The sequence below is a fragment of the Levilactobacillus fuyuanensis genome (genome assembly GCF_003946395.1).
GTDB lineage: Bacteria > Bacillota > Bacilli > Lactobacillales > Lactobacillaceae > Levilactobacillus > Levilactobacillus fuyuanensis.
In genome coordinates this window covers 112,903-134,687 of the sequence record NZ_RHNZ01000003.1, presented here as the reverse complement: position 1 = coordinate 134,687, position 21,785 = coordinate 112,903, and the positions used below count along the sequence as shown (strand labels likewise).

Sequence of the window (21,785 nt, the reverse complement as noted above, 5' to 3'; positions counted from 1 at the left end):
AGTAGTTGGCAGATAATTACCCAGTCACGCCATCGTAACCGATAAATGTAAAGTAGGTGTGACCACCGATGTGATACAAACTGTCAAAGGTGCCGGCGATACCTTTGTCCTCGTTACCGGCATTATGCTGCGGGTCGTGGAGGTTCTTTAGTGTTAAGCGGTATTGATATAATCCGGTATGACTGACGCGTTTAGTTTTGAGACCTGAAATATCGTGGGCGAAGTACAGCACGCGATAGGGGTCGTGAAAGTCCGTCTTGGTGATCTTAGCCATGCCAGTGGGCTTCTGCATGAAGCCTAAGCCGGCATTGGCTTTGGCATCGTACTTCAGATACTCGAGGTAGCCATCTGGCGTGACCCGAATACTCGAAGTAGTCGTTTCAACAGCGCTCAGGGCTGCCTTGGCGCCACCCAAGTAAAGGTCACCGTGGCTGTATCCGGGCATAAAGTCGGGGGCCTTAATCCGCTTGAAGGCCGTCAGCTTATCGGTCGCCTTGAGCGTTGCCTGAGGATCATAGGCGCCAGCGCCGGGGTCAATCGTGTAGCCGACAGGGGCGCTCTGTTGAATCAAGGGGTAACTCAGCCGCGATAAGTATAGTTGGAGACCGGGCACTAAGAAGTCTCCAGATTTGGTGCTCGTGAGATTTCCCGCGACGACTGTCCCAACCGGGAGCCTGAAATCGCGGTTGATTGCGTGACCGACCTTGTGCGTGGGAACGTAATTGACCTTGACCTTAATCGTCCGGGTGAGCACGTAGTATTGACTGAGATTTAAGAAGTCGGTGCTGGCCGTAAAATTACCAACCTTGACCAGTGCGCTGGGCCGTTCAGTCTGGGCACTAGCCGTTTGCCATCCCGCGCAGATAACGGCAAGCAGTGCAATGATCCCTGACCCGATTTTAATGAATTTGTGCATGCCGACGCCGGACCTCCTCTGAAAAATTAGATATGATAAGTATACCGGAAACCAAGATGAAAATAAACGAACAAACGTTCTTTTTGTGAGTAGAAATTTCAAAATAATGGGGGTTAACCCGGGTTATATTCTCCTAATTTCCCGCGGCAACCAGAGGATGCGTGTCATCGGGAGCATTGTTTAGTATGCTAGAAGCAGGAATTGAGGAGGAGAGTGTATGAAAATTGGGGAGCAATTAAAGATTCAGCGGAAACAACGGGGCTGGTCACAGCAGATTTTGGCTGATCGTTTAAAGATCTCGCGGCAGTCAGTTTCAAAGTGGGAGCAGGGGACGGCGCTGCCGAGCTTTGCCAATGTGGTCTTGATCAGTGACTTATTCAATTTAACCATCGATGACTTAGTCCGTGACGACATCGACCTGAGACGGACGTTTGACCGTCCAGTGACGGGGCCATTGGGACTGATTGTCGTTGGTGGTTTGGGAGTGGCCATACCCTTGGCTGTGGTGGCATTAGCCCTGGGTATTCACACGGCAACTCTGTCGGATTGGGTACAGATACCCCTACTGATTGGCGTCATCATCCTATTAGGGATGATCTATCGGAATCAGCAGCGCCGGCAGTACGCACTGTCGAGACTGGTCATCGTCGTTGCTATCGCGGTCCTTGGTTTACTGCTGATGCCACAAATTATGGACTTCATCATGGGATTCTGGGACGGGTTACGGGAACAAGGCTAACTGAGTAAATTGGGGACTGGCTGTGAGCCGGTCCTTTTTGTGCAGAAAATAACCCGGGAAATTAATTTCCTATATTTTCCTCTACTGGGTGGCGAAATCGATTAATGGTTGCGGGTTGTGGTGGTCGCAAGGAGAGTATAATGAAAGGGGTAACAATTCATGAAGGAGGAAATACAAATGCAAGCAGATCTTACTTGGCTTGATGATCCCCAGACGTTTCGTATCAATCAGTTGCCGGCCCATAGTGATCATCGCGGTTACGCGACGGTTGCGGAAGCCCAAGCGGGTCAAAGCAGTCTTGTTCAGAGTCTCGATGGTAATTGGGACTTTCAGTTTGCGGCCGACCCACAACACCGGCCAGCTGGATTTTATCAACCGGACTATGATCGGTCCGATTTTGACCAACTTACAGTTCCAGGCCACATTGAGCTCGCCGGTTACGGCCAGATTCAGTATATCAATACGGCTTATCCTTGGGAGGGCAAGCACTATCGCCGGCCCGCATACAGCATGGGCGCTGATCAACCGGCTCATGGGATGTTTAGCGAAGACCCCGAAAACACAGTCGGCGCCTACGTTAAACGATTCACGTTGCAGCCAGCACTGCAGAATCAGCGGGTCAGCATTGAATTTGATGGCGTCGAGCAAGCCATGTATCTTTGGCTGAACGGCCATTTCGTTGGCTATGCCGAGGATAGTTTTAGCCGTTCCGAGTTTGACCTGACGCGCTACCTCCAGCCCGGAGAGAACTTACTAGCGGTTGAAGTCTTTAAGCACAGCACGGCCGCTTTTCTTGAAGATCAGGATATGTTCCGCTTCTCTGGAATCTTCCGGAGCGTCCGGTTGGCTGCGAAGCCCGCTCTTCACTTGGAAGACCTGACGATTCGCCCCACGGTAGATGCTGGATTGACCACTGGGACGCTCAATTTACAGCTCCAACTTTCAGCCGCACAGCAGCTTGCGGGCACAGCGGTCATCACATTACAAGATGCAACGGGGCAACCGTTGTGGACTACGGAACAAGCCGTAGTCGATACGCTGACAGCGACCACAACAATCGCGCACGTCCATCTGTGGCAACATCACGATCCCTACCTTTATCACTTGCGGATCTGTTTACATAATGCTGCTGGCGACTTGGTCGAAGTGATTCCTTATCCAGTTGGATTTCGGCGACTGGAAATTAAGGACAAGGTGATCATGCTGAATGGTCAGCGGTTGATTTTAAATGGCGTTAACCGTCATGAATGGGATGCCCACCGGGGGCGCGCGGTGACGACGGCCGATATGCACCACGACTTGGAAGTCTTTGCGGACAATCATATCAATGCCGTGCGGACGTGCCATTACCCGGATCAGCCAGTCTGGTACGACTTGTGCGACCAACACGGGGTTTACATGATGGCCGAAAATAACTTGGAGACGCACGGCACTTGGCAGAAGATGGGCGCCGTAGAGCCGTCTTACAACGTTCCTGGCGACTTGCCGCAGTGGCAACTGGCGGTGCTTGATCGGGCAAAGAGTAACTATGAAATGTTTAAAAATCATCCAGCCATCCTATTCTGGTCGTTGGGAAATGAATCCTATGCAGGTGAAGACTTAGTTGCGATGGACGCCTATTATCATCACGTCGATCCAACGCGGTTGACCCACTACGAAGGGGTATTTCAGAATCGGGCGTATGCTGACCGCATTTCTGATGTGGAGAGTCGGATGTACAATCCACCCCGGGAGATTGAAAAATACTTGCAGGAGTCACCAACCAAGCCATTCTTGGACTGTGAGTACATGCATGATATGGGAAATTCACTCGGTGGCATGGCGAGCTATACGGCCTTAATTGATCGTTACCCCATGTATCAGGGTGGCTTCATTTGGGACTTCATCGACCAGGCACTCTGGGTAAAAGATGAAGTGACCGGTCAGCCAGTCCTACGTTATGGTGGGGACTTTGATGACCGCCATTCAGATTATGAATTCTCGGGCGACGGGCTGCTCTTTGCCGACCGAACCCCTAAGCCAGCTTTGCAGGAGGTGCGCTATGAGTATGGCCAACACGACTAAACTAAATGTGACGTATGGCGACGTCACGTTGGGCGTTAGTGGGGATCACTTTCGTTATATCTTCGCCTACGACCGCGGCGGCTTGGAATCACTAGTGCGCTACGGAAAAGAATGGTTGTATCGGACGCCGATGCCAGCGTTTTGGCGCGCCACGACCGATAATGACCGGGGAAACGGCTTCTCGCAGCAATCGGCGATGTGGCTGGGAGCTGATGCCTTTACCCACTGCACCCAAGTGGCGGTGGCTGTGGATGGTCAGTCGATTCCGCTACCAATTGCGCCAGAGAACAATCGCTACAGTGACCACGAGACGGCGACTACGGTGGCAGTTACCTTCACGTATACCACACCGACCGTCCCGGCAACGACGGTAACTGTGAGTTACCTCATGGATGCCACGGGGAAACTCTCGGTTGCGGTCCACTACCGCGGCGCCGCTGGCTTGCCAGAGTTACCGGCGCTGGGGTTACGTTTCGTGTTGCCTACGGCGGCTAGTGGCTTTGACTACCAAGGCCTTTCGGGGGAAACGTATCCGGATCGTATGGCCGGGGGACAACCGGGAACTTACCACGTGACGGGATTGCCTGTGACGCCGTACCTGGTACCTCAGGAATGTGGGATGCATATGGCGAATGACTGGGTCACGGTGACGCGAGACCACACGCTAAATAATGCCGATCCCGACCACCAGCCCTTTGGTATCACGCTGCAGAAGCATGACGCGCCATTTGCTTTTAGCTGCCTACCGTATACGCCATTAGAGCTGGAAAATGCGACGCATCAGGAAGAACTGCCGGCACCACGGCGAACCGTGTTGACTGTCTACGGTGCCGTTCGCGGTGTGGGCGGTATCGACAGTTGGGGCGCTGATGTTGAACCGCAGTATCACATCGCTGGGGATCAGGACCATGATTTCCAATTTGAGATTGCTGGACTGGCTTGAAGGTGTTAACTAAAGATTAAGTGAAAAAGGACGACAACGGTCGTCTTTTTTATTACATAGTTAATGTAAATAATAATTAATATACAATTAAATTTATAAGACGTTATAGATGGAATTTAATGGTATATCTGATATGATTCAAGGGTAGATGAACAGAACGCCTATTTATAAAGATATGTATATTTCTGCTAAAAATGTAGTTTTGGATAATGGCCATCTGAATGATCAAGGCTAAATGATTTCCTGGGGAGGAAGAAACTTGAAGAAGATTATCGCACTAGCGCTATTTGCAGTGAGTGCCACAAGTTTGTCTGGCATGTCGGTCACGACAGCACAAGCGGCCAAGCATCAGCATACAGTACCAAAAGCTTTACAAGGAAAGTGGAACTACCAGTGGAAGATGGACGACGTTCCTGGAGATTATATCTACTTTAATAAAAAGTCTTTGCATGCTGGCAAACGGACCTACAAGATTTCTTACGTCACTGGTTCGGCAAAATCACGTTATACCATCCATTTGAAGCGCAAATTTGCTGGGAGCAAGACGTTGACGTTTAAATACAAACTCAGAGAAGTTGACCATCATGCAAACGTAAAGTCGCTGAGCATGAGTACTAAGCGGTATGTTGACAGTTCTGATGCACTGTATATCAAGGGATACTTGGAGGATTATAAGCCTAGCAATTTTATCAAGTTATCAGGAACTCCTGATATTTTCGATTCATTCGTGAGTGGTTACACGATTCCAAATGCGGAAGTTTCTATTAGTGGAGATGAGGAAGCCCGTACGGTGGCAGATGCTTCAGGCTATTTTAAAATTAGCGTTGAAGGTAACTTTGATGAATATGAATTTTCAGGTGATGATCAATTGGTCATCTGGTCCAAGGGACCTAAGTCAAACGATACTTTCAAGGAAACGTTTGACTTAACCGCCAATAGTGACTACTCAGATTATGAGGACAATGATGATGGCGATGACTATTCATATGAGACATATGATTATAATAACGATTGGAATTAAGCAACTTTGATGAACAAACGCATCAGCAATTGAATCTGAAATAGTTTCCAGAGTAACCCATACATGAAAATTTAAGCTGAAACCGTTATCTATTTGATGCTATAATGACCTGCAGACAAGTTGAATGGTCACGCCAATTTTGGTGTGACGCAATGATTTAACGAGCCGAGCGTCCACCGTTAGTTGTGCTTAAGGTGTGCAGTGGACGCAACAATCGGCGATGGCGGTTGAAGTTGTGCGGCCATCGATCAAATTAAGATTAGGTGCTAGTGATTTTTTTTGGAGAATGTCTAGCTTAATTTTTCTAATTTGATTAGCGGGATGGAGGTTACGGATGGAAACTGTATTTTTAGTATTGGTTTTGTTGATTGCGGTCGTGGGGGGCAATGTTCTTGGGAAACATTGTCCGCGAATACCACAACCTTTTTTTCTCATTGGTTTAGGGTTATTATTTGCATTTTTCCCACTGTACCATGGGTTTCAGTTCAGTCCAGATGTATTTACATTTGCCATTATTGCCCCGCTTATGTATAACGAATCGGAAAATGTTTCGCGTTACTGGGTTGGTCGGGGAATCGTTAATATTTTCTCACTAGCAATCGTCTTGGTTGTCCTGACGGTGCTGGTCGTGGGCATGGGTGTCCACTGGTTATTTCCCATCTTCCCACTCAGCCTGGCCTTTGCGCTGTGTGCAGTGGTGACGCCAACGGATGCCTCCGCAGTGAGTGCGATTGCGCCGGAGAGTGAGGAGTACCGGGTTCCGCAAACGATTCTTCAAAATGAATCGCTATTCAATGACGCTTCCGGTATTGTGGCATTTGATCTCGCAATCGCGACGTATGTGTCCGGTAAATTTGCAGTGGGTACCGCGTTACTGGACTTTGGAAAGGAGTTCCTGGGTGGACTCTTACTCGGGGCACTCCTAGGATTGGCCATTGCCTGGGTTCGCCAGTTGTTGATTCGATGGGGAGATAACTCGCCATTGGTCTTAGTGACCATCGAACTGGTGACGCCATTCGTCCTTTACTATGTGGCGGATCGGGTAGGCTTTTCGGGAATCTTGGCGGTTGTCGCAGCTGGCCTAGTTCAAGGTGGCGAGCGGGAACACCTGCGCATGACGTCCAGTCGCATGCAGATGGTCAGCGCCAACGTTTGGGAGGTTATTAATGGCATTCCCTCCAGCTTGGTTTTCGTGCTGCTCGGGATTTCATTACCACGGGTATTCCAGGCCGTTTGGCAAAATGAACAGGTCCTGTGGTGGCAACTCACCTTAGCGGGAATCTTCATTTACAGTCTGAAGTTCGTGATGCGGCTAGTCTGGTCGCGGTACTTTGTTTGGATGCATGCACCCAGCAAGCATCGGTGGTCGGACAGTTGGCTAATGGCGTTGAGCGGGGCTAACGGCACAATTACGTTGGCCTTAGCCTTCTCTTTGCCGCTGTTGATTAAGGGGCAACCCTTTGCGCTCCGGGGGTCGCTGATCTTTACGGCGACCGTGGTTATTTTGTTGAGCCTGTTAGTGCCGACCTTTGCCCTGCCACACCTTTTAAAGGCGGGGCCAACGGAGACCGAGTCGATAATGGCTTGGCACCACCGGATGCGGTTGGCAGCGATTGAAGATTTGGAAGGCCAAACGACTCATCCAAGTGAACGTCAGATTGTCATTGATGCGTTACTTCAGCAATTTCAATGGCAGCAGGCCCCGCGTCGCCGTCAGCAGCGGGCAGTGTTCCGTCAGGCCGATCAGGTGGAAGAACAAGCCGTAAAGGCACTGCATGAAGACGGTAAGATTACCGAGCAGGCGTGGAGCCACTATCGGCGTTTTCTAAAATACAGTCGCTTCACCGTTGATCAGCGGTGGTGGAAGAATCTCATTTTGCGTGTATGGTTTGGCGTGCACATGGGACAAATGTATCACGATATCCAGAAGGCTCAGGATACCTTCATGACGTCGCCCTTGGTGATGGAGCAGATCTATTGGCAGCGGTGGTTTGAGAAGCATGGCGAGGATATCCGGCCCATTGAGGCAGTCGGCAATCAGGCGGCTTCGGCAAAATTAGCGGCGGTGAAAACTGTCGAAAATCGTACGGCGGTTGACGTTGTCCAACGCTACTACAACGAACGCTGCCGGCAACTCAACGCGGCAGAGGTTGATCCAGCCATTGTCTACCAACTATTCTTGGCGGCGTTCCACACGGAGTATGAATTGGTCCAAGCCAAATTAGCCTCAGGTGAAATGTCGACGGTGGTGGCAGATGATTTGCAAGAACAGATTATTTATGATGAGATGAGTTATTTGCAGAATCGCGCGGCATTTTTAGCTTAATATTAAGTGCTTCTGGTAATTAAAGGAGGGTGACGTATTGACTAATAAAATGCAGAGGTCGAATCCTTGGTTGAATGGGTCTTTCAGTGATATTGATTTCCGGTCTGAGATAAAAGATATCGGTAACTTTGAGCGCAAAGAGCCGATTGGCAAAGAGAAAATTAATTAACACTTTAGGGATGATTCGCTACTAAATGAGGTAGCAATCATCTTTTTTGAATCTTTCAAACTTTTCCCTTGCCTTGAAGTACACATGAAGGTTTAACTTAAGGTCATTCAAGCGTGAGAAAAGGAATTTTAATAATGACGAAAAAAGTAATGATTTTAGCAGCTAACGGGCAAATTGCCCAAATCGTAGAACACCGAGTCTTAACGGAAGACCAATTCGCAGACGTTGACCTGACACTCTTCTTACGGAACACCAGTCGGCTCGCCAACTTGCAAAACAATCCACGAGTGACGCTGGTTGAAGGGGACATCACCGACCCCGCTGCCGTGAGTGCTGCCATGGTCGGCCAAGACCTAGTATTTGTTGCCGTCGTAGACCATGACCAGCAGAATCGGTTGACCAACAGCGTCATTGCCGGGATGAAGGCCAACAATGTTTCCCGGGTGCTGTTCGCTAATGTCCTAGGGTTGTACAATGAAGTCGGTAGTGAATTTGGTCGGTGGAATTCAGAAATGATCGGTGCTGGCATGGCACCGGCGCGCGAGTCCGATAAACTATTGGCCGATTCTGGCTTAGATTACACGACGTTGCGGCTGCCTTGGCTGAATGACCGCGGCATTAAATACGTGGTGACCACCAAGGATCAAGCCTACAATGGTGTTTCCGGGTCACGGCAGAGTGTTGCCGATGTTGTGTTGCACATTGTCGCTGATCCTATCCAGTACAGTCGCGATAGTATTGGGATGGCTGACCCTGATACCGAGGGCCAAGAGCGACCTGTTTATTAATCTGTGAGGAGCGAAGATAAAATGAATATTAAAGAAGCCAGCGAAAAGACGGGGGTCTCCTCCGCAGCGATTCGCTACTACGAAAAAGAATCATTGATTCCACCTATCGACCGGACCGCGGTTGGTAACCGAGACATCGACGACCGGATCATTCGGAGGATTACGTTTGTCACGCAAATGCGAGCAGCGGGGATGAGCATTGAAAATCTTCGGCGTTACATCGAGTTGTTTGATGCTCAGGAGGACAATACCAAGGAACAAAAGGCCCTTCTGCAGGAACAGCTCGGCGTGATGGAAGAAAAGCACGGTGACTTGCAGGCGGCCATTGACCACCTGAATTACAAGCTCAACCACTTCTACGACCACATGGAATCGACGGAACAAGAGCTCCGCGAGTTGGAGCGTCAACATGCTGATAAGGTTACGCAGAAGCCGACCGAAGATGGCGATGGGTTGACCAACTATTAATGATGAAGGATGGCCTTGTATGAGGGAGCCGTCCCTTTTTAGTCTATTTAGATTGTCGAGGAGCCGTGCATGGCAGGCACAATTGGTGAGCTGCCGAATCGTGTTAAGTCAGCGAAGTTTAGAATGGACTCAGTCACCGCGATAATGGGGGTGGCTGAGCCCTTGCTTTTCCTAAACAGTTAATAACTATAATAAATATATGGTTAATACGATTCCTGAGCTAAGCATTGACTTAGAGGGACTATAACCCGGTATACTAGACACAAGATGAAACATGAAGGAGATTTTCAGATGGCAAGCTCAGCTTTGATTGTAGACTATTCCTGGTCCGGAACGACCGCCCAGATGGCCGTTGATTTACAGCAGGTGACGGGGGCCGACAAGGTCAATTTGACCGTCACGCAAGGGACGTTTCCACCCGATATGTTTGCGACCGCTGACGTCGCCAGTCAACAACTTTCGAGTGGCAAGTTGCCGACGCTGACCAATGAACAACCAGACCTTAGTCACTATCAAACGCTGCTGGTTGGGGGGCCCGTCTGGAACGGTAAGGTTGCTACACCGGTGCGTAGCTTTCTGCAACAACTGACTAGTTTTCAGGGAATTGTCGCGCCATTCTATACGGATACGGGCAATCCTGGCGGCTATGAGGATGACTTCGAACAGTTGGTTCCGCGGGGAACCTTTGTGATGGGGCTCGGGATGATGGCTGGTGACTTGGCTCGTGACCAACAGGTGCTGCGTGGTTGGTGGCGTAATTTCCAGAATTAAGCAGATTTTGCTTGTCTTGAAGTCCACTTTAAGGTCTACACTGACTGTATCGATCAAAAATGGAGGATGAATCAATGAAAACAGCAGTATTTGTCGAACCGGGCAAGGTTGAAGCCCAAGAGTTACCAAAGCCAACGGTCAAGAACCCAACGGACGCCGTTTTAAAAATTGTACGGGCCTGTGTCTGCGGTTCCGACCTGTGGTGGTACCGTGGCATCAATGACCGTCAGAAGAATACGCCGGTCGGGCACGAAGCCGTTGGTATCGTGGAAAGTGTTGGGAGTGAAGTTACCAACGTTAAGCCCGGCGACTTTGTTATCGCACCGTTCACACACGGTTGTGGTCACTGTGCGGCCTGCTTAGCTGGATTCGATGGTAACTGTGAAAACGCCCGGACCGATGACGAAATCGTCGGCTACCAAGGCGAGTATTTACGCTTCAAGAATGCCAACTGGGCGCTGGTTAAGGTTCCTGGCCAACCTAGCGATTATTCCGATGCCCAACTCAACGACCTGTTGACGTTGGCCGACGTGATGGCGACCGGGTACCATGCCGCTGCCACCGCCGAGGTCAAGGACGGCGACACGGTCATGGTCATGGGTGATGGCGCCGTGGGTCTGTGTGGTGTGATTGCCGCCAAGCTTCGTGGTGCCAAACGAATCATCGCGATGAGCCGGCATGCCGATCGCCAAGCATTAGCCCAAGAGTTCGGGGCGACCGATGTGGTGGCTGAACGTGGGGATGACGCGGTTAAGCGCGTCATGGAACTAACGGACGGCGCTGGTGCCGATGCTGTTTTGGAATGTGTGGGGACGGCCCAATCTGTCGATACGGCCGTTAAAGTTGGCCGGGCTGGAGCCGTGGTTGGCCGCGTCGGCGTGCCACAAAAGGCTGAAATGAACACGAACAACCTCTTCTGGAAGAATATTGGCCTGCGTGGGGGAATTGCTTCCGTCACGACTTATGACCGCGACGTGTTGTTGGATGCCGTTTTGACCGGTAAGATTCACCCCGGTAAGGTATTCACCCAGCGTTTCGACCTTGACCACGTAGCGGAGGCTTATGCCGCAATGGATAAGCGTGAAGCTATCAAGTCATTATTAGTTATTAGCGATTAATTAATTTACAATTATTAATAATAAAGGCCCACGTCTGATTGACGTGGGCCTTTTTGTTTACGTGAGTTAGTGTAACAAAAGCAACCCTTTAGTTCCCCGCGAGGCGGCCACGTAACGCCGGTTATTACCGAATTGTGGGTCCTGATAGAAGCTGGCCTCCCAATCGGTCACTACGGCGAAGTCGAATTCCAAGCCCTTCGCTACGGTTAGGGGGAGGATGTTGATGCCGGGCCGGACGGTGCGTGTGCCATCGCTGGTAATCAGCTGTGCATTTGGCAGGCGTTCCGCAAGTTCGGCTGCGGCCTTTGCTGAGGGGGTGAGGATACCAATGCTTTGGTCGGTGGTCGCTGGTAGATCAGCGAGTGTGGTTTTCAAATCAGCGGCTGCGAGTTGGCGTGGCGGTGTCCCCGCAGCCTGTACCGCCTGGATCGTCGTTTGCCAGTCGCCAGCGAATTGCGCGAAAAACTGCGTAATCTCACCCGTCGCGCGGTAACTCGTGGTGAGGTGGAGGACGGCCGTCTTCGCCGGGTCAAAGTAATCGGAGATGGTGACGGCCTGTCCTGCTAGCCGCTGGCGGTGGTCGCCAACGATGGTCAGCTCGGCGTTATGATAGAGGGCGGTCAGAAAGAGCCAGGTATCGGCGGCATAGTCCTGGGCTTCATCCACGAAAAGGGCAGCCGTCGTTGTTTGTTGGTAGGTTGTGAAACGAATGAGCAGATACAATTGGTCATAAAGCGTCAGCTCAGCCAGGCCCAGTTGATGGGCCAATGCCGGCCAGTCGAGCCATTGACTGACGTCTTCTGGGAGGCGACCAACGGCTTGTAGCCATCGCCAGGCCCGCTGCATGCGGGTTAATAGGCTGTCGTGCACACTGGACTGGACGTACGCATCCTCGGCTAGGCCAGCTGGTGTTTTAGATAATGGTGCTTGGATGATTTCGGCCAGTTCGACGAGGTGGTTGCCGTGAGTGGTGGAAATGGTCAGCCCAAACCGACGCCCCCACGAGCCGACGAGATTCGAATAGGTCGTGCTCAGTGGTTCGGCCTCGCCTAGCGCCGGTAACACGCCGCGAATGTAGCGACTGAAGGCAGCATTGGGCGTTAAGATGAGGATATCGGCCGGCGTCCAGCTGTCTCGGTGACGGTACAGTTGGTAAGCCACGCGCTGGAGGAGCACGGACGTCTTGCCACTACCTGCTACGCCGTCGACGATGACCGTCGGCTGGCTGTTTTCGCGGATAATAGCGTTTTGTTCCTGTTGAATGGTGGCCGTGATTTCCTGCAGACCACCACTGCGATTGCTGGCGAGAACATCGAGCAAGAGGGGATCGCCGATGGCCGCGTCGGTGTCAATCGTCTGTTGGAGGGTGGCGTGGTCGATGATAAATTGTTGCCGAGAAACGACGGTGACGGGGATGGTGCGACCGTTAGCTTGATAGCTAGTAGCGCCCGTTCGGTTGGCATAGTACGCGTCAGCCACGGGCGCCCGCCAATCGTAAATAAGGTCGTTGGTATTTTCATCGGTGTAGCCGACCTTGCCTAAGTAAAGCGCCTCGTGGTCGCCATCCCCAAAGTCGAGTTGGAGTTTGGCAAAGTAAGCTTGCGGCAACAAGAATTGGGCGTGGGCCAGTCGCGTCACCGCGGTATCGTGGCGGGCATTTAACGTGTCAATCTGCCGATTATTGGCCTCAATACTGGCAAAGGTCTCCAACTGATCACTGAAGGTCCCTAAGTCGAGATGACCTTCGCTACTCAGCTGCTGTTTCATGGCGCGTGCGGACTGACTCAGATCAGCCAACTGGGCCGTTAACCGATCGATATCGCTGGTTAAACGCTGATAGATCACCTGTAAGTGGTGTGCCTCTGATTGTGACATCCAATCACCTCCGAGCCCCTAGTTTACGCCCTTTGGTGGCAATGACTAGTCTGTTTTTGTTAACGTGGCCATGGTATAATAATTATGGGGGAAAGGGCGTGGCCGGTTTTACCTGAGGCCAGATGCTCTCCCACAAAATGGGCTTGAAGAAAATCATAATATAATGATAATTGGCACGTGCTAACTTTAATGGGTTAGCACGTGTTTTTCGTTGCCCCTTTTTTCTTGCGAATGACTGGCGTAGCTTGAAAAATTCTCGCGTGTTGAATTTAAATGTAACTTTTTTCAAATTCCCCCTTGCCTTGAAGTGCAGATGAAGGTCTAAACTCCTAATCATTCACTTGAAAGATGAGAGAGGTAAAACAAACATGGCAAAGCAAAAACGATTCGACTGGATCTTACTGGTCATCTTAATGAGTTACTTTATGATTCTATTGGACAATTCAATTATCTTTACGGGAATGGTCAAGATTTCTCAGGACTTGAACTTAAATCAGGCGACCCTGTCTTGGGTCAGCAGCGCCTACTCCCTGACATTTGGTGGTTTCTTACTACTAGGTGGCCGAGCGGGTGATTTGTTTGGCCGGCGGCGGGTGTTCGAGATTGGGCTGGTGATCTTCGGCCTGGGGTCGCTACTTGTCGGCCTGGCCGTTAACGCGCCCATGATCATTGCGTCGCGGGCGTTTCAGGGTATTGGCTCGGCCATTCTGGCACCGACCACGTTAGCCATCCTGATGGACACCTATAAGGGGGCCGAACGGGTGAAGGCAATTGCCTACTACGGGGCCATGGCTGGTATCGGGGCCAGTGTAAGTCTGGTTATCGGTGGGGTCTTCGCCAGCCTATTGACGTGGCGTGTCGGCTTCTTCATGAACGTTCCCATCAGCATCTGGATGTTCTATTTAGCCACTAAGCAGTTGAACAGGGACAACGGTCAGACGGGTAAATTAGATTGGCTGGGTACCTTTAGTTCTCTAATCGGGATGAGTGCGCTGGTCTACAGCATCATCGGTGACTGGGCCAAGTTGTCAGTTTTTCTGTTAGCGATCCTGTTCTTGGGAATCTTCATCTATCAGGAACACCGGACGGGGCAACCCATCATGCCCTTGCGATTATTCACCGACCGCGAACGCATCGGGGCCTACATTGGCCGGTTTCTCTATCTGGGGGCGATGATGGGTTTCTGGTTCATCACGCCACAGCTGATGCAGAATCAACTCGGATTCAGTGCCCTGATGGCTGGGGTGGCGTTCTTCCCCTTAACCATCGTAAACTTTATCGTGGCCTTACAAGTGGCGCGGTTAACGGCGAAATGGGGCAATGGCGGCTTGCTGGTCATCGGGATTGCCCTGACTGCAATTGGCATGATTTGGATGAGCCGCTTTACGCCGGCAGTTGGCTACTGGTGGGGAATTGCCGCCCCAATGGTCATCGTCGGGATTGGTCAAGGCTTCTCGCTGAGTCCCTTTACGGCGGCCGGTGTGGCCCATACCCGTGGTACTGACGCGGGGGCAGCCTCTGGTGTTGTTAACGTTATGCATCAGATTGGGGGCTCTGTGGGATTGTCAATTCTGGTGACGGTGCAAGGGCTGTTTACCGGCCAAGTCGCTGGCTTCCAACACGCTATCTTAATGGGTGGTGCCCTGTTGATATTGGCTCTGTTAGCGGCAATCTTTCTGATTGTGCCGGGTGAACGGCAGTCAAAATAAAAAAGTTAAATTAATTTGCAAATAACGCTTGCCTTGAAGTAACTGCAAGGCACTACACTAGTTTTAAGCAATCACGAACGGAGGATATTCATTATGACAAACATCTTAATTATTGGCGCAACGGGTTCTGTGGGCAGTGTCACCCGGCAGTATTTCTTGGGCAATACGGACGATCACTTAACGTTGATGGCCCGGAGCACGGCACGTTTAGGCAAGTTGTCTGATCGCGAGCGGGCAGTGAGTGGGAGCGTCACCGATGCGACGGCTTTACAGGATGCTTTAAAGGGGCAGGACGTGGTCTTCGCCGCTTTGAGTGGCAACTTGGCTGGCATGGCCAAGAGCTTGATTGCGGGGATGGACGAGGCCGGCGTCAAGCGGCTGTTATTCATCGCCTCCATGGGTATCTACAATGAAATTCCGGCTAGTCTTGGTGCGAGTGGGAACCTGCGTAGCAACCCCATGTTACAGGGTTATCGGAACGCGGCCGATGCTGTGGAAGCCTCTGACCTGAACTACACGGTGATCCGTCCCGGCTGGTTCGACAATGGTGGCGACACGGATTACCAAGTCACTAAGAAGGGCGAGCCCTTCGGTGGCCACGATGTTTCCAGGCAGAGTATTGCCGACCTCGTGATGCGGTTAGCGCACGACGACACGCTGGGGTCACGAGACAGCTTGGGAATTAACCGGAAGTGATGACTATGAACGAAGAAATCTTGAATTTATATCGCGCCTACAACGTTGCCATGGCCGCTGACGATACGGTGGTATTGGATCGGCTGTTGGCACCAGACTTCACACTGACCCATATGACCGGCTACGTTCAGCTTCGCGCCGAATGGCTGGGGGAACTCCAACGGGGCACCATGCGGTACTTCTCATCCGTTGAGGATCACGTGACGGTAACGGCTGTTGGCGATGGCTGGCGAGTTGTTGGGCAGAACCGGGTTGTTGCCAGTATTCATGGCAGTGGCAAGAATGAATGGCCACTGAATACGGATATGATGGTCCAACGCGTCGCTGGCGAGCTGCAGATTATGGGAGCCGTCGTGACGACCTACTGACGGGTAAAAATTAAAGCAATGTCAATGTTTCATGTGAAACATTAGAGGCCACTTCCAGTGAGGGGTGGCCTTTTTGTTTGAGAAAATTTAGGCATCAAAAAGGGGCACCACCATAACGGCAGTGCCCCTCGTAAAATCGGAAGTAAGCAAACTAGATAAATTGAATCAATGACATCAAGATTGGTACCACAATAATGAACAGGACGGTACTGGTCGTGACCACGTTGGTGGCGTATTCCACGTCACCATGGGATTCGTTCGCCAGGATTGGCAGGACGGCTAGCATTGGTGTTGCGGATTGCACGATCAGCGTTTGTGAAGCCAGCGTTGGGAAGGTGGCGCCGAAATGACCGGCAGCCAGGAGTACCCCGACCATCAGGATAGGGGACAGGACGAACCGACCCAGCAAGGCGACAACGGTATCGCGGTCAAAGTGAATACTCTTCAACCCGGCATCGGCCAGGACAATCCCGATATAAATCGGGGAGAGCGGCGTTACCAGGTTTCCCACGTAGGTCAGCGTCGAGTTAATGAAGCTGACCTTGAGCACGGGGATATTGAGGAGCAAGAAGATCAGCGCAACCAGGAAACCGACCAGTGGCATCGGAATGACTTTCTTCCAGTCGATCTTGTTGTGGTGCTTTTCCTTCGGCTGGGTTGGGTCATCGTTTGAGATCAGGAAGACCCCGAACGCCCACGTGGACACGGTGTTGACGATATAGTAGACCAGAAAGTAGGTCATACTCTTGTCGCCAAACAGGGCGATGTTCAAAGGCAATCCGATGAAGATGGTGTTGGCGTTAACCATCGCGTTGATAAATATCCCCTTACGACCGGGCCGCACGTGCATGAGTCGCACCAGGCCAAACGCAATGACATAGCCGATGATAACGGCGAGAAAGGCGTAGACCAGATAGCCTGAGAAGGAGACCAGTTGCCCCCGCGTTAACCGACTTAAAACGGAAACGAAGATGGAAGCGGGCAGGGCAATGTTCTTAATAAATTTTGAGATGGTCCCGCCGAATTTATCGTCGAACCAGCCTTGTCGCCGGAGGACAAAACCGAGAATCATGATTAAAACAACGACGAGGACACTTTGAATTGAATTCCATAAAACAGCCACGAGTGACGTCCTTCTTTCAAATAATTTCTTTCAGCGACTTATGCCAAGTGCTGTAAGGTAGTGATTTATTTTTGAGATAAGTGGTTTTACTGATTAACTGTTATACTGCAATTTAATCATACACAATAGACCGTGACGCATTGTGCCAGCGGGAATTGGGGCGAACCAACTCCTGCTGGCACAAGGTGACATTGAATTAAGTTGTTTAGGAACAGGTTAGTCGAGGCTCTTGTATTCTGGAATCCACTTCATGTCAGCAACGGCTTGCTTGGCATCGGTGATGGGTTCCTTGTTTAATTTCTGGTCGAGGACGCTTTGGGCCACGATTTCAGCCAACTTTTGGGAGAATGCGGTCAGTTGAGAAACGGGTGGCAGGACGGCAGCGCCGGGTTTTGTGGTGTCGACGATGCCCCCGAGGGCGTGGCAAGCGGCGGATAGTGTTTCACCATTTAAGACCTTGGCCTTAGCGGCGATTAGACCGAAGCCCAAGCCGGGGTACATCAGCGCGTTGTTTCCTTGACCGATGTGGTAAGTGGTGCCCTTGTAGTCCACGTCGCCGGCAGGAATCCCGGTGGCAATCAGGGCCTTACCGTCCGTCCATTTGATCAGGTCAGCAGCCGTCGCTTCGGCCAGCTTCGTTGGGTTAGACAGTGGGAAGATGATTGGCCGTTCCGTGTGAGCCGCCATGTCCTTAACGATGGCTTCGGTGAAGGTTCCCGGTTGCGTGGAAGTTCCGATCAAGACCGTTGGATGAATCGTCTTGACCACGGCAGCTAAGGTCGTCAGCTCGTCGGCGTTGTCGAATTCGGCACGGTCGCGGGTGAATGGCTTTTGCGCTGCGGTCAGGTCAGGCGTGTCACTGAACAACAGGCCTTGCTTGTCAACAGCGTAGAAATGCTTGCGGGCTTCGTCTTCGGAAAGACCAGCGCGCTTCAATTCATCGAGAACTTGGTTGGCGATACCCATGCCGGCAGTTCCGGCACCGAACGTCACGAATTTTTGATCCTTGATATCTTCCTTGGAGATGTTCAAGGCGCCGAGGATCCCGGCTAAGACGACCATCCCAGTCCCTTGGATGTCATCGTTAAATGTGGCAATTTTATCCTTGTACTTATCGAGGATGACTTGAGCGTTGGAGCGCCCGAAGTCTTCCCAGTGCAGGAGTGATTCTGGGAATAGCTTCTGTTCCGCGGTTACGAAGCGGTCAATGACGTCATAATATTGGTCACCGTAGACCCGCTTGTGGTGGTTCCCTAAGTAGAGGGGATCGGCGAGTAGGGTTGCATTGTTAGTACCAGCGTCGATGCTGACGGGTAGCACTTGGGCGGGATCGATACCGGCGGCTGCGGTGTAAACCATCAGCTTACCTACGGCGATGTCGACACCGTTGACGCCCCAGTCGCCCATACCGAGGATACCTTCAGCATCGGTAACCACGACCAACCGGATGTCCCGGCCGTCAGCGGCGTTCTTCAAGGCAGCCTCGACGTTGTCGGGATCATCCACGGAGATGAAGGCGGCGTTTTGGGGGTCGGTGAAGAGGTGGCTGTATTCTTCGATGGAGTCGGCAACCGTTGGGTCATACACGATTGGCATGAATTCAACGACGTGATCGTCCATCAGCCGGAAGAAGAGCGTCCGGTTCTCATTGAACAGGTTCATCAGGAAAATGCGTTTTTCCAGGTCGTTAGGCTTGCTTTGGAATTGGGTGTAGGCTTGCGTGGCCTGTTCGTCCAGCGTTTGGACGTGACTAGGCAACGTGCCAACGAGGCCGAGTGATTGGCGTTCAGCCTGAGTGAACGCGGTGCCTTTGTTTAAAAATGGATTATTTAAGATTGAAGCTGTGGATTTCATAGATGATTTCCTCCAATTCGTGGTTAACTTTACAAGTCATACTATAACCGGTTACGAAAACTATAGTCAAATCTAGCAGTCGTTATAAAAATAATTTATAATGAGTCTATAAACAGTGCTAGAGGGAGATTCTGAAATGAACACAAAAGACTTAGCCTATTTCGACCGTTTAATTAATTTAAAAAACTTTTCGCAAGTGGCCCTAGAGTTTGGCGTGACTCAGCCGACAATTACCACTGCCATCAAGCGATTAGAAACGGAATTTGGGTCGAAGCTGGTGTTGCGTGACCGGGTCCACAACACCCTGACGGTGACGGCGAGTGGCCAGCAACTGGCGATTCACGCGGCGGCCATTCTGGAAAGATTGGCGCTGGCCCACCATGAGATCAGCAATCTGACGCAGCAGCGAACGGTGCTGGGACTGCCGCCAATCATTGAGAACCACTATTTTCCACGGGTAGCGGCGCATTTGCAGGAACTGGGCATGCTGGAGAATATCGAGACGCTGGAAGGTGGGTCGGTCTGGCTGCGTAACGCCCTGCGTGACGGGCAAGTGGATCTGGCTCTGCTAGGGTCGACGGCCCCCCTCGCGTACGAGACGCTAGTGGCCGAGGAGTTCGACCGCAAGCCGTTCAATATTTTTGTCTCGCGTCAACACCCCTTGGCATCGCGCAAGCGAATTTACTTCAGTGAGCTACGCCGAGAAAAGTTTGTGTTATTTAATAGTAGTTTTATCCATAACACGGCGTTCAATCAGCTAGCGCGACGCAACCATTTCCGGCCGGACGTGGTCTACCGGGCCCGCGATACCCATATCATCATGAATCTGGTCGCAGAAAATGTGGGCGTCACCTATCTGACGGCCCTGGTCGATCAGCACCGCGATGACGTGGTCCGGCTGGAACTGTTGGATGACGAGCAACCGGCGTTTATTTCCAGTATTGTCTACCGCTCGTCACACGTGCTGACGCCGGCGCAGAAGCAGGTGTTGGCGGTGCTGCGAGGGACACTGGAAGAAAAAGCGTAGGACCGAGAGCTATCTCTTTCTATTGGAGGCGCTTTGTTCTAGAGTATGTGTGGTAAGTTCTAGACGGTTGCGTTAACGGAGGAGCAAGAACAATGCGAACTGAGGCAGTAGATGATTTGATCCAACGCATGATGAAGGATCTGAAGTTCAAGGCTGGTTTTGAATAGGCAACAGTTCAGCTTGAGCTGGCAGTAACTGTCTTCCAAGCGCGTGAGGCTGCTGGGATGTCACAAAAGGAACTAGCCGGAGGGGCAAACATTGACTTAAACACGATCAGTCAGATAGAGAGTGGCACAGGCAATCCTTCAGTTAAAACGCTAGTACGGATTGCGCAAGCTCTAAATCAGTCGCTGTCCATTTCGATTGGCTAAATAAAACTGCCAGCACCCTAAAAAGGCGCTGGCAGTTTTGGTCTATCGTTTGGGAAAGGGAATAATATTTGAGGGCTTACCGGACTGATTGTTATTGTCATCTCGTAGGTAGCCAAATTCCTGTTCCATGAATTTGTCGAATTCTTCTGGCGTATCAGGAACTTCGTCATCGTCATCATCCGTGGTCACTTCGGTATAGAGGTTATGGGCCTGTGCGTACTGGATCAGCTGGCCCACGCCCTCGCGGTTGGACTTGTAGGCGTAGAGCACGTGATCGATGCCCAGTGCGTCTGGAATCTGATCGATGGCATCGGCCGGCACATTCTTTTTAATCTGTTTGTAGGCTTCGTTATCAATGAAGGAAAATGAAAATTTAGACGTCGTCACGGTCAACGTATCGTCGTCGTTACTGAGATCCTGAAGGTCACTGAGGGGGATGGTAAATTCTTCCCGCTTGTTGGTCATGAGATTTTTCGTGATTAATTTGAGAGTATCCTGTGGCGTCAACAGGTTGTCTTGCCGCCGTTCTTGAGCTTCGGCCAAGGCATCAGTCACCAGCTTTTCGAATTGATCGTCGGACAGGTGCAAGACATCCTGGGATGCCTGCATGGAGAGCATGAGTAGATTACGGAAAACGTCGATGTTGGCGTAGTCGGGGGTCTCCGGGGTAAATGTGATCTGCGGGTCGCCCTGTGGGGTGAGGCTGGCTTGATAAATGATGTGGTCGTGGCTCATAGTAATCCTCCTGTAAAGTTTGTCTTGCCCCCATTATACCTGGGATTGGCGGAGTTGCGACTGATTTTCAGAACTTGTATGATTAATTTTAAAAGGAGGTTTCCCCATGAACTTACAAGAAAAATTTGCCTACATGGCGACTGGTAAACCTTACAGCGACCTCGATCCCGTGTTGATTGCCGCACGAGATCAGGCCACGGCAAAGACCAATGCGCTCAATGCCGCGGATGATCCGGCGGAACGGACGCAGTTATTTACGGCATTGGTGGGGAGCACCGGCGCTGATCCAGTGGTCAATCCCAACTTTCGCTGCGAATTTGGCATGAATATTCACGTTGGTCAGGACTTCTACGCCAATTATGATGTGGTCATGCTCGATGGTGGTCGGATTACAATTGGAAATCGTGTTTTGTTTGGCCCCAAGGTGGGTCTGTATACCAGTAATCACCTGTTTGATCCGACTGAACGTCAGCTGGGTGGGTGCATTGCCAAGCCCATTACGATTGGCGATCAGTGCTGGCTGGCGGCCAATGTGTCGGTGATGCCGGGCGTTACGATTGGCGAGAACACCATTATTGGCGCCAACAGTGTCGTGACGCATGATATTCCGGCTAACGTGATTGCTGCGGGGAATCCTTGTCACGTGTTGCGGCCAATCACGGCAGCGGACAAGACCGGATTTGTCGGGCAAGACTTCGTTTGAA

The 21,785-nt window shown here is 51.3% G+C and carries 20 protein-coding genes; 15 read left to right on the top strand and 5 right to left on the bottom strand.

Annotation, left to right across the window (positions count from 1 at the left end; genetic code table 11):
* Nucleotides 1–16: 16 nt before the first annotated feature.
* Nucleotides 17–916, bottom strand: a complete 900-nt coding sequence (locus EKM73_RS01745) for a hypothetical protein (RefSeq protein ID WP_125700268.1) — start codon at nt 914–916, stop codon at nt 17–19.
* 217 nt (nt 917–1,133) lie between these two features.
* Between EKM73_RS01745 and EKM73_RS01740 the strand changes: the two genes are divergently transcribed.
* The 9 genes from EKM73_RS01740 (at nt 1,134) to EKM73_RS01700 (ending at nt 11,323) form a co-directional block, all read left to right on the top strand.
* A complete protein-coding gene (locus tag EKM73_RS01740) occupies nt 1,134–1,655 on the top strand; it encodes a helix-turn-helix domain-containing protein (protein WP_125700267.1) in 522 nt (173 codons plus the stop codon).
* Between the two features lie 177 nt (nt 1,656–1,832).
* Entirely contained in the window at nt 1,833–3,719 is a 1,887-nt protein-coding gene (locus EKM73_RS01735) for a glycoside hydrolase family 2 TIM barrel-domain containing protein (RefSeq protein WP_125700266.1), read from the top strand.
* Entirely contained in the window at nt 3,703–4,662 is a 960-nt protein-coding gene (locus tag EKM73_RS01730; protein ID WP_125700348.1) for a beta-galactosidase small subunit, read from the top strand. The genes EKM73_RS01735 and EKM73_RS01730 overlap by 17 nt, the downstream gene beginning before the upstream one ends.
* A 259-nt stretch (nt 4,663–4,921) precedes the next feature.
* Entirely contained in the window at nt 4,922–5,683 is a 762-nt protein-coding gene (locus EKM73_RS01725; RefSeq protein ID WP_125700265.1) for a hypothetical protein, read from the top strand.
* A gap of 334 nt (nt 5,684–6,017) precedes the next feature.
* Entirely contained in the window at nt 6,018–8,009 is a 1,992-nt protein-coding gene (locus EKM73_RS01720) for a cation:proton antiporter (RefSeq protein WP_125700264.1), read from the top strand.
* 303 nt (nt 8,010–8,312) lie between these two features.
* A complete protein-coding gene (locus EKM73_RS01715) occupies nt 8,313–8,966 on the top strand; it encodes an NAD(P)H-binding protein (RefSeq protein WP_125700263.1) in 654 nt (217 codons plus the stop codon).
* A gap of 21 nt (nt 8,967–8,987) precedes the next feature.
* Nucleotides 8,988–9,434: a MerR family transcriptional regulator gene (locus EKM73_RS01710; RefSeq protein WP_125700262.1), complete on the top strand. Its 447-nt coding sequence runs from the start codon at nt 8,988–8,990 to the stop codon at nt 9,432–9,434.
* A 291-nt stretch (nt 9,435–9,725) separates the two neighbouring features.
* Nucleotides 9,726–10,205 carry a flavodoxin family protein gene (locus tag EKM73_RS01705; protein WP_164508818.1) on the top strand — a complete coding sequence of 160 codons (480 nt, stop codon included), beginning with the start codon at nt 9,726–9,728 and terminating at the stop codon, nt 10,203–10,205.
* A gap of 74 nt (nt 10,206–10,279) precedes the next feature.
* A complete protein-coding gene (locus EKM73_RS01700) occupies nt 10,280–11,323 on the top strand; it encodes a zinc-dependent alcohol dehydrogenase family protein (protein WP_125700260.1) in 1,044 nt (347 codons plus the stop codon).
* 66 nt (nt 11,324–11,389) lie between these two features.
* Here EKM73_RS01700 and EKM73_RS01695 read toward each other — a convergent pair whose 3' ends face one another.
* Complete coding sequence (locus EKM73_RS01695) at nt 11,390–13,198, bottom strand: UvrD-helicase domain-containing protein (protein WP_125700259.1); 1,809 nt, start codon at nt 13,196–13,198, stop codon at nt 11,390–11,392.
* Between the two features lie 368 nt (nt 13,199–13,566).
* Here EKM73_RS01695 and EKM73_RS01690 point away from each other — a divergent pair, with 368 nt between their 5' ends.
* The 3 genes from EKM73_RS01690 (at nt 13,567) to EKM73_RS01680 (ending at nt 15,971) form a co-directional block, all read left to right on the top strand.
* Nucleotides 13,567–14,907: an MFS transporter gene (locus EKM73_RS01690; protein ID WP_125700258.1), complete on the top strand. Its 1,341-nt coding sequence runs from the start codon at nt 13,567–13,569 to the stop codon at nt 14,905–14,907.
* Nucleotides 14,908–15,000: 93 nt separating this feature from the next.
* Entirely contained in the window at nt 15,001–15,603 is a 603-nt protein-coding gene (locus EKM73_RS01685) for an NAD(P)H-binding protein (RefSeq protein ID WP_125700257.1), read from the top strand.
* A 5-nt stretch (nt 15,604–15,608) separates the two neighbouring features.
* Entirely contained in the window at nt 15,609–15,971 is a 363-nt protein-coding gene (locus tag EKM73_RS01680; RefSeq protein WP_164508817.1) for a nuclear transport factor 2 family protein, read from the top strand.
* A gap of 151 nt (nt 15,972–16,122) precedes the next feature.
* On the opposite strand, the gene EKM73_RS01675 is transcribed toward EKM73_RS01680, so the two are convergent.
* Nucleotides 16,123–17,094, bottom strand: a complete 972-nt coding sequence (locus EKM73_RS01675) for an AEC family transporter (RefSeq protein WP_125700255.1) — start codon at nt 17,092–17,094, stop codon at nt 16,123–16,125.
* 216 nt (nt 17,095–17,310) lie between these two features.
* Nucleotides 17,311–18,948: a malolactic enzyme gene (locus EKM73_RS01670; RefSeq protein WP_125700254.1), complete on the bottom strand. Its 1,638-nt coding sequence runs from the start codon at nt 18,946–18,948 to the stop codon at nt 17,311–17,313.
* A 136-nt stretch (nt 18,949–19,084) separates the two neighbouring features.
* Here EKM73_RS01670 and EKM73_RS01665 point away from each other — a divergent pair, with 136 nt between their 5' ends.
* Nucleotides 19,085–19,975 (top strand): LysR family transcriptional regulator, encoded by an 891-nt coding sequence (locus EKM73_RS01665; protein WP_125700253.1) that lies wholly within the window; start codon nt 19,085–19,087, stop codon nt 19,973–19,975.
* 185 nt (nt 19,976–20,160) lie between these two features.
* On the top strand, nt 20,161–20,346 hold the full coding sequence (locus tag EKM73_RS13020; protein ID WP_225421249.1) for a helix-turn-helix domain-containing protein: 186 nt from the start codon (nt 20,161–20,163) through the stop codon (nt 20,344–20,346).
* Nucleotides 20,347–20,388: 42 nt separating this feature from the next.
* On the opposite strand, the gene EKM73_RS01655 is transcribed toward EKM73_RS13020, so the two are convergent.
* Complete coding sequence (locus EKM73_RS01655; protein ID WP_125700251.1) at nt 20,389–21,081, bottom strand: hypothetical protein; 693 nt, start codon at nt 21,079–21,081, stop codon at nt 20,389–20,391.
* Between the two features lie 106 nt (nt 21,082–21,187).
* Between EKM73_RS01655 and EKM73_RS01650 the strand changes: the two genes are divergently transcribed.
* The gene (locus EKM73_RS01650; RefSeq protein ID WP_125700250.1) at nt 21,188–21,784 is read left to right on the top strand and encodes a sugar O-acetyltransferase; all 597 of its coding nucleotides are present in this window, start codon (nt 21,188–21,190) and stop codon (nt 21,782–21,784) included.
* The last annotated feature ends 1 nt before the right edge of the window (nt 21,785 follow it).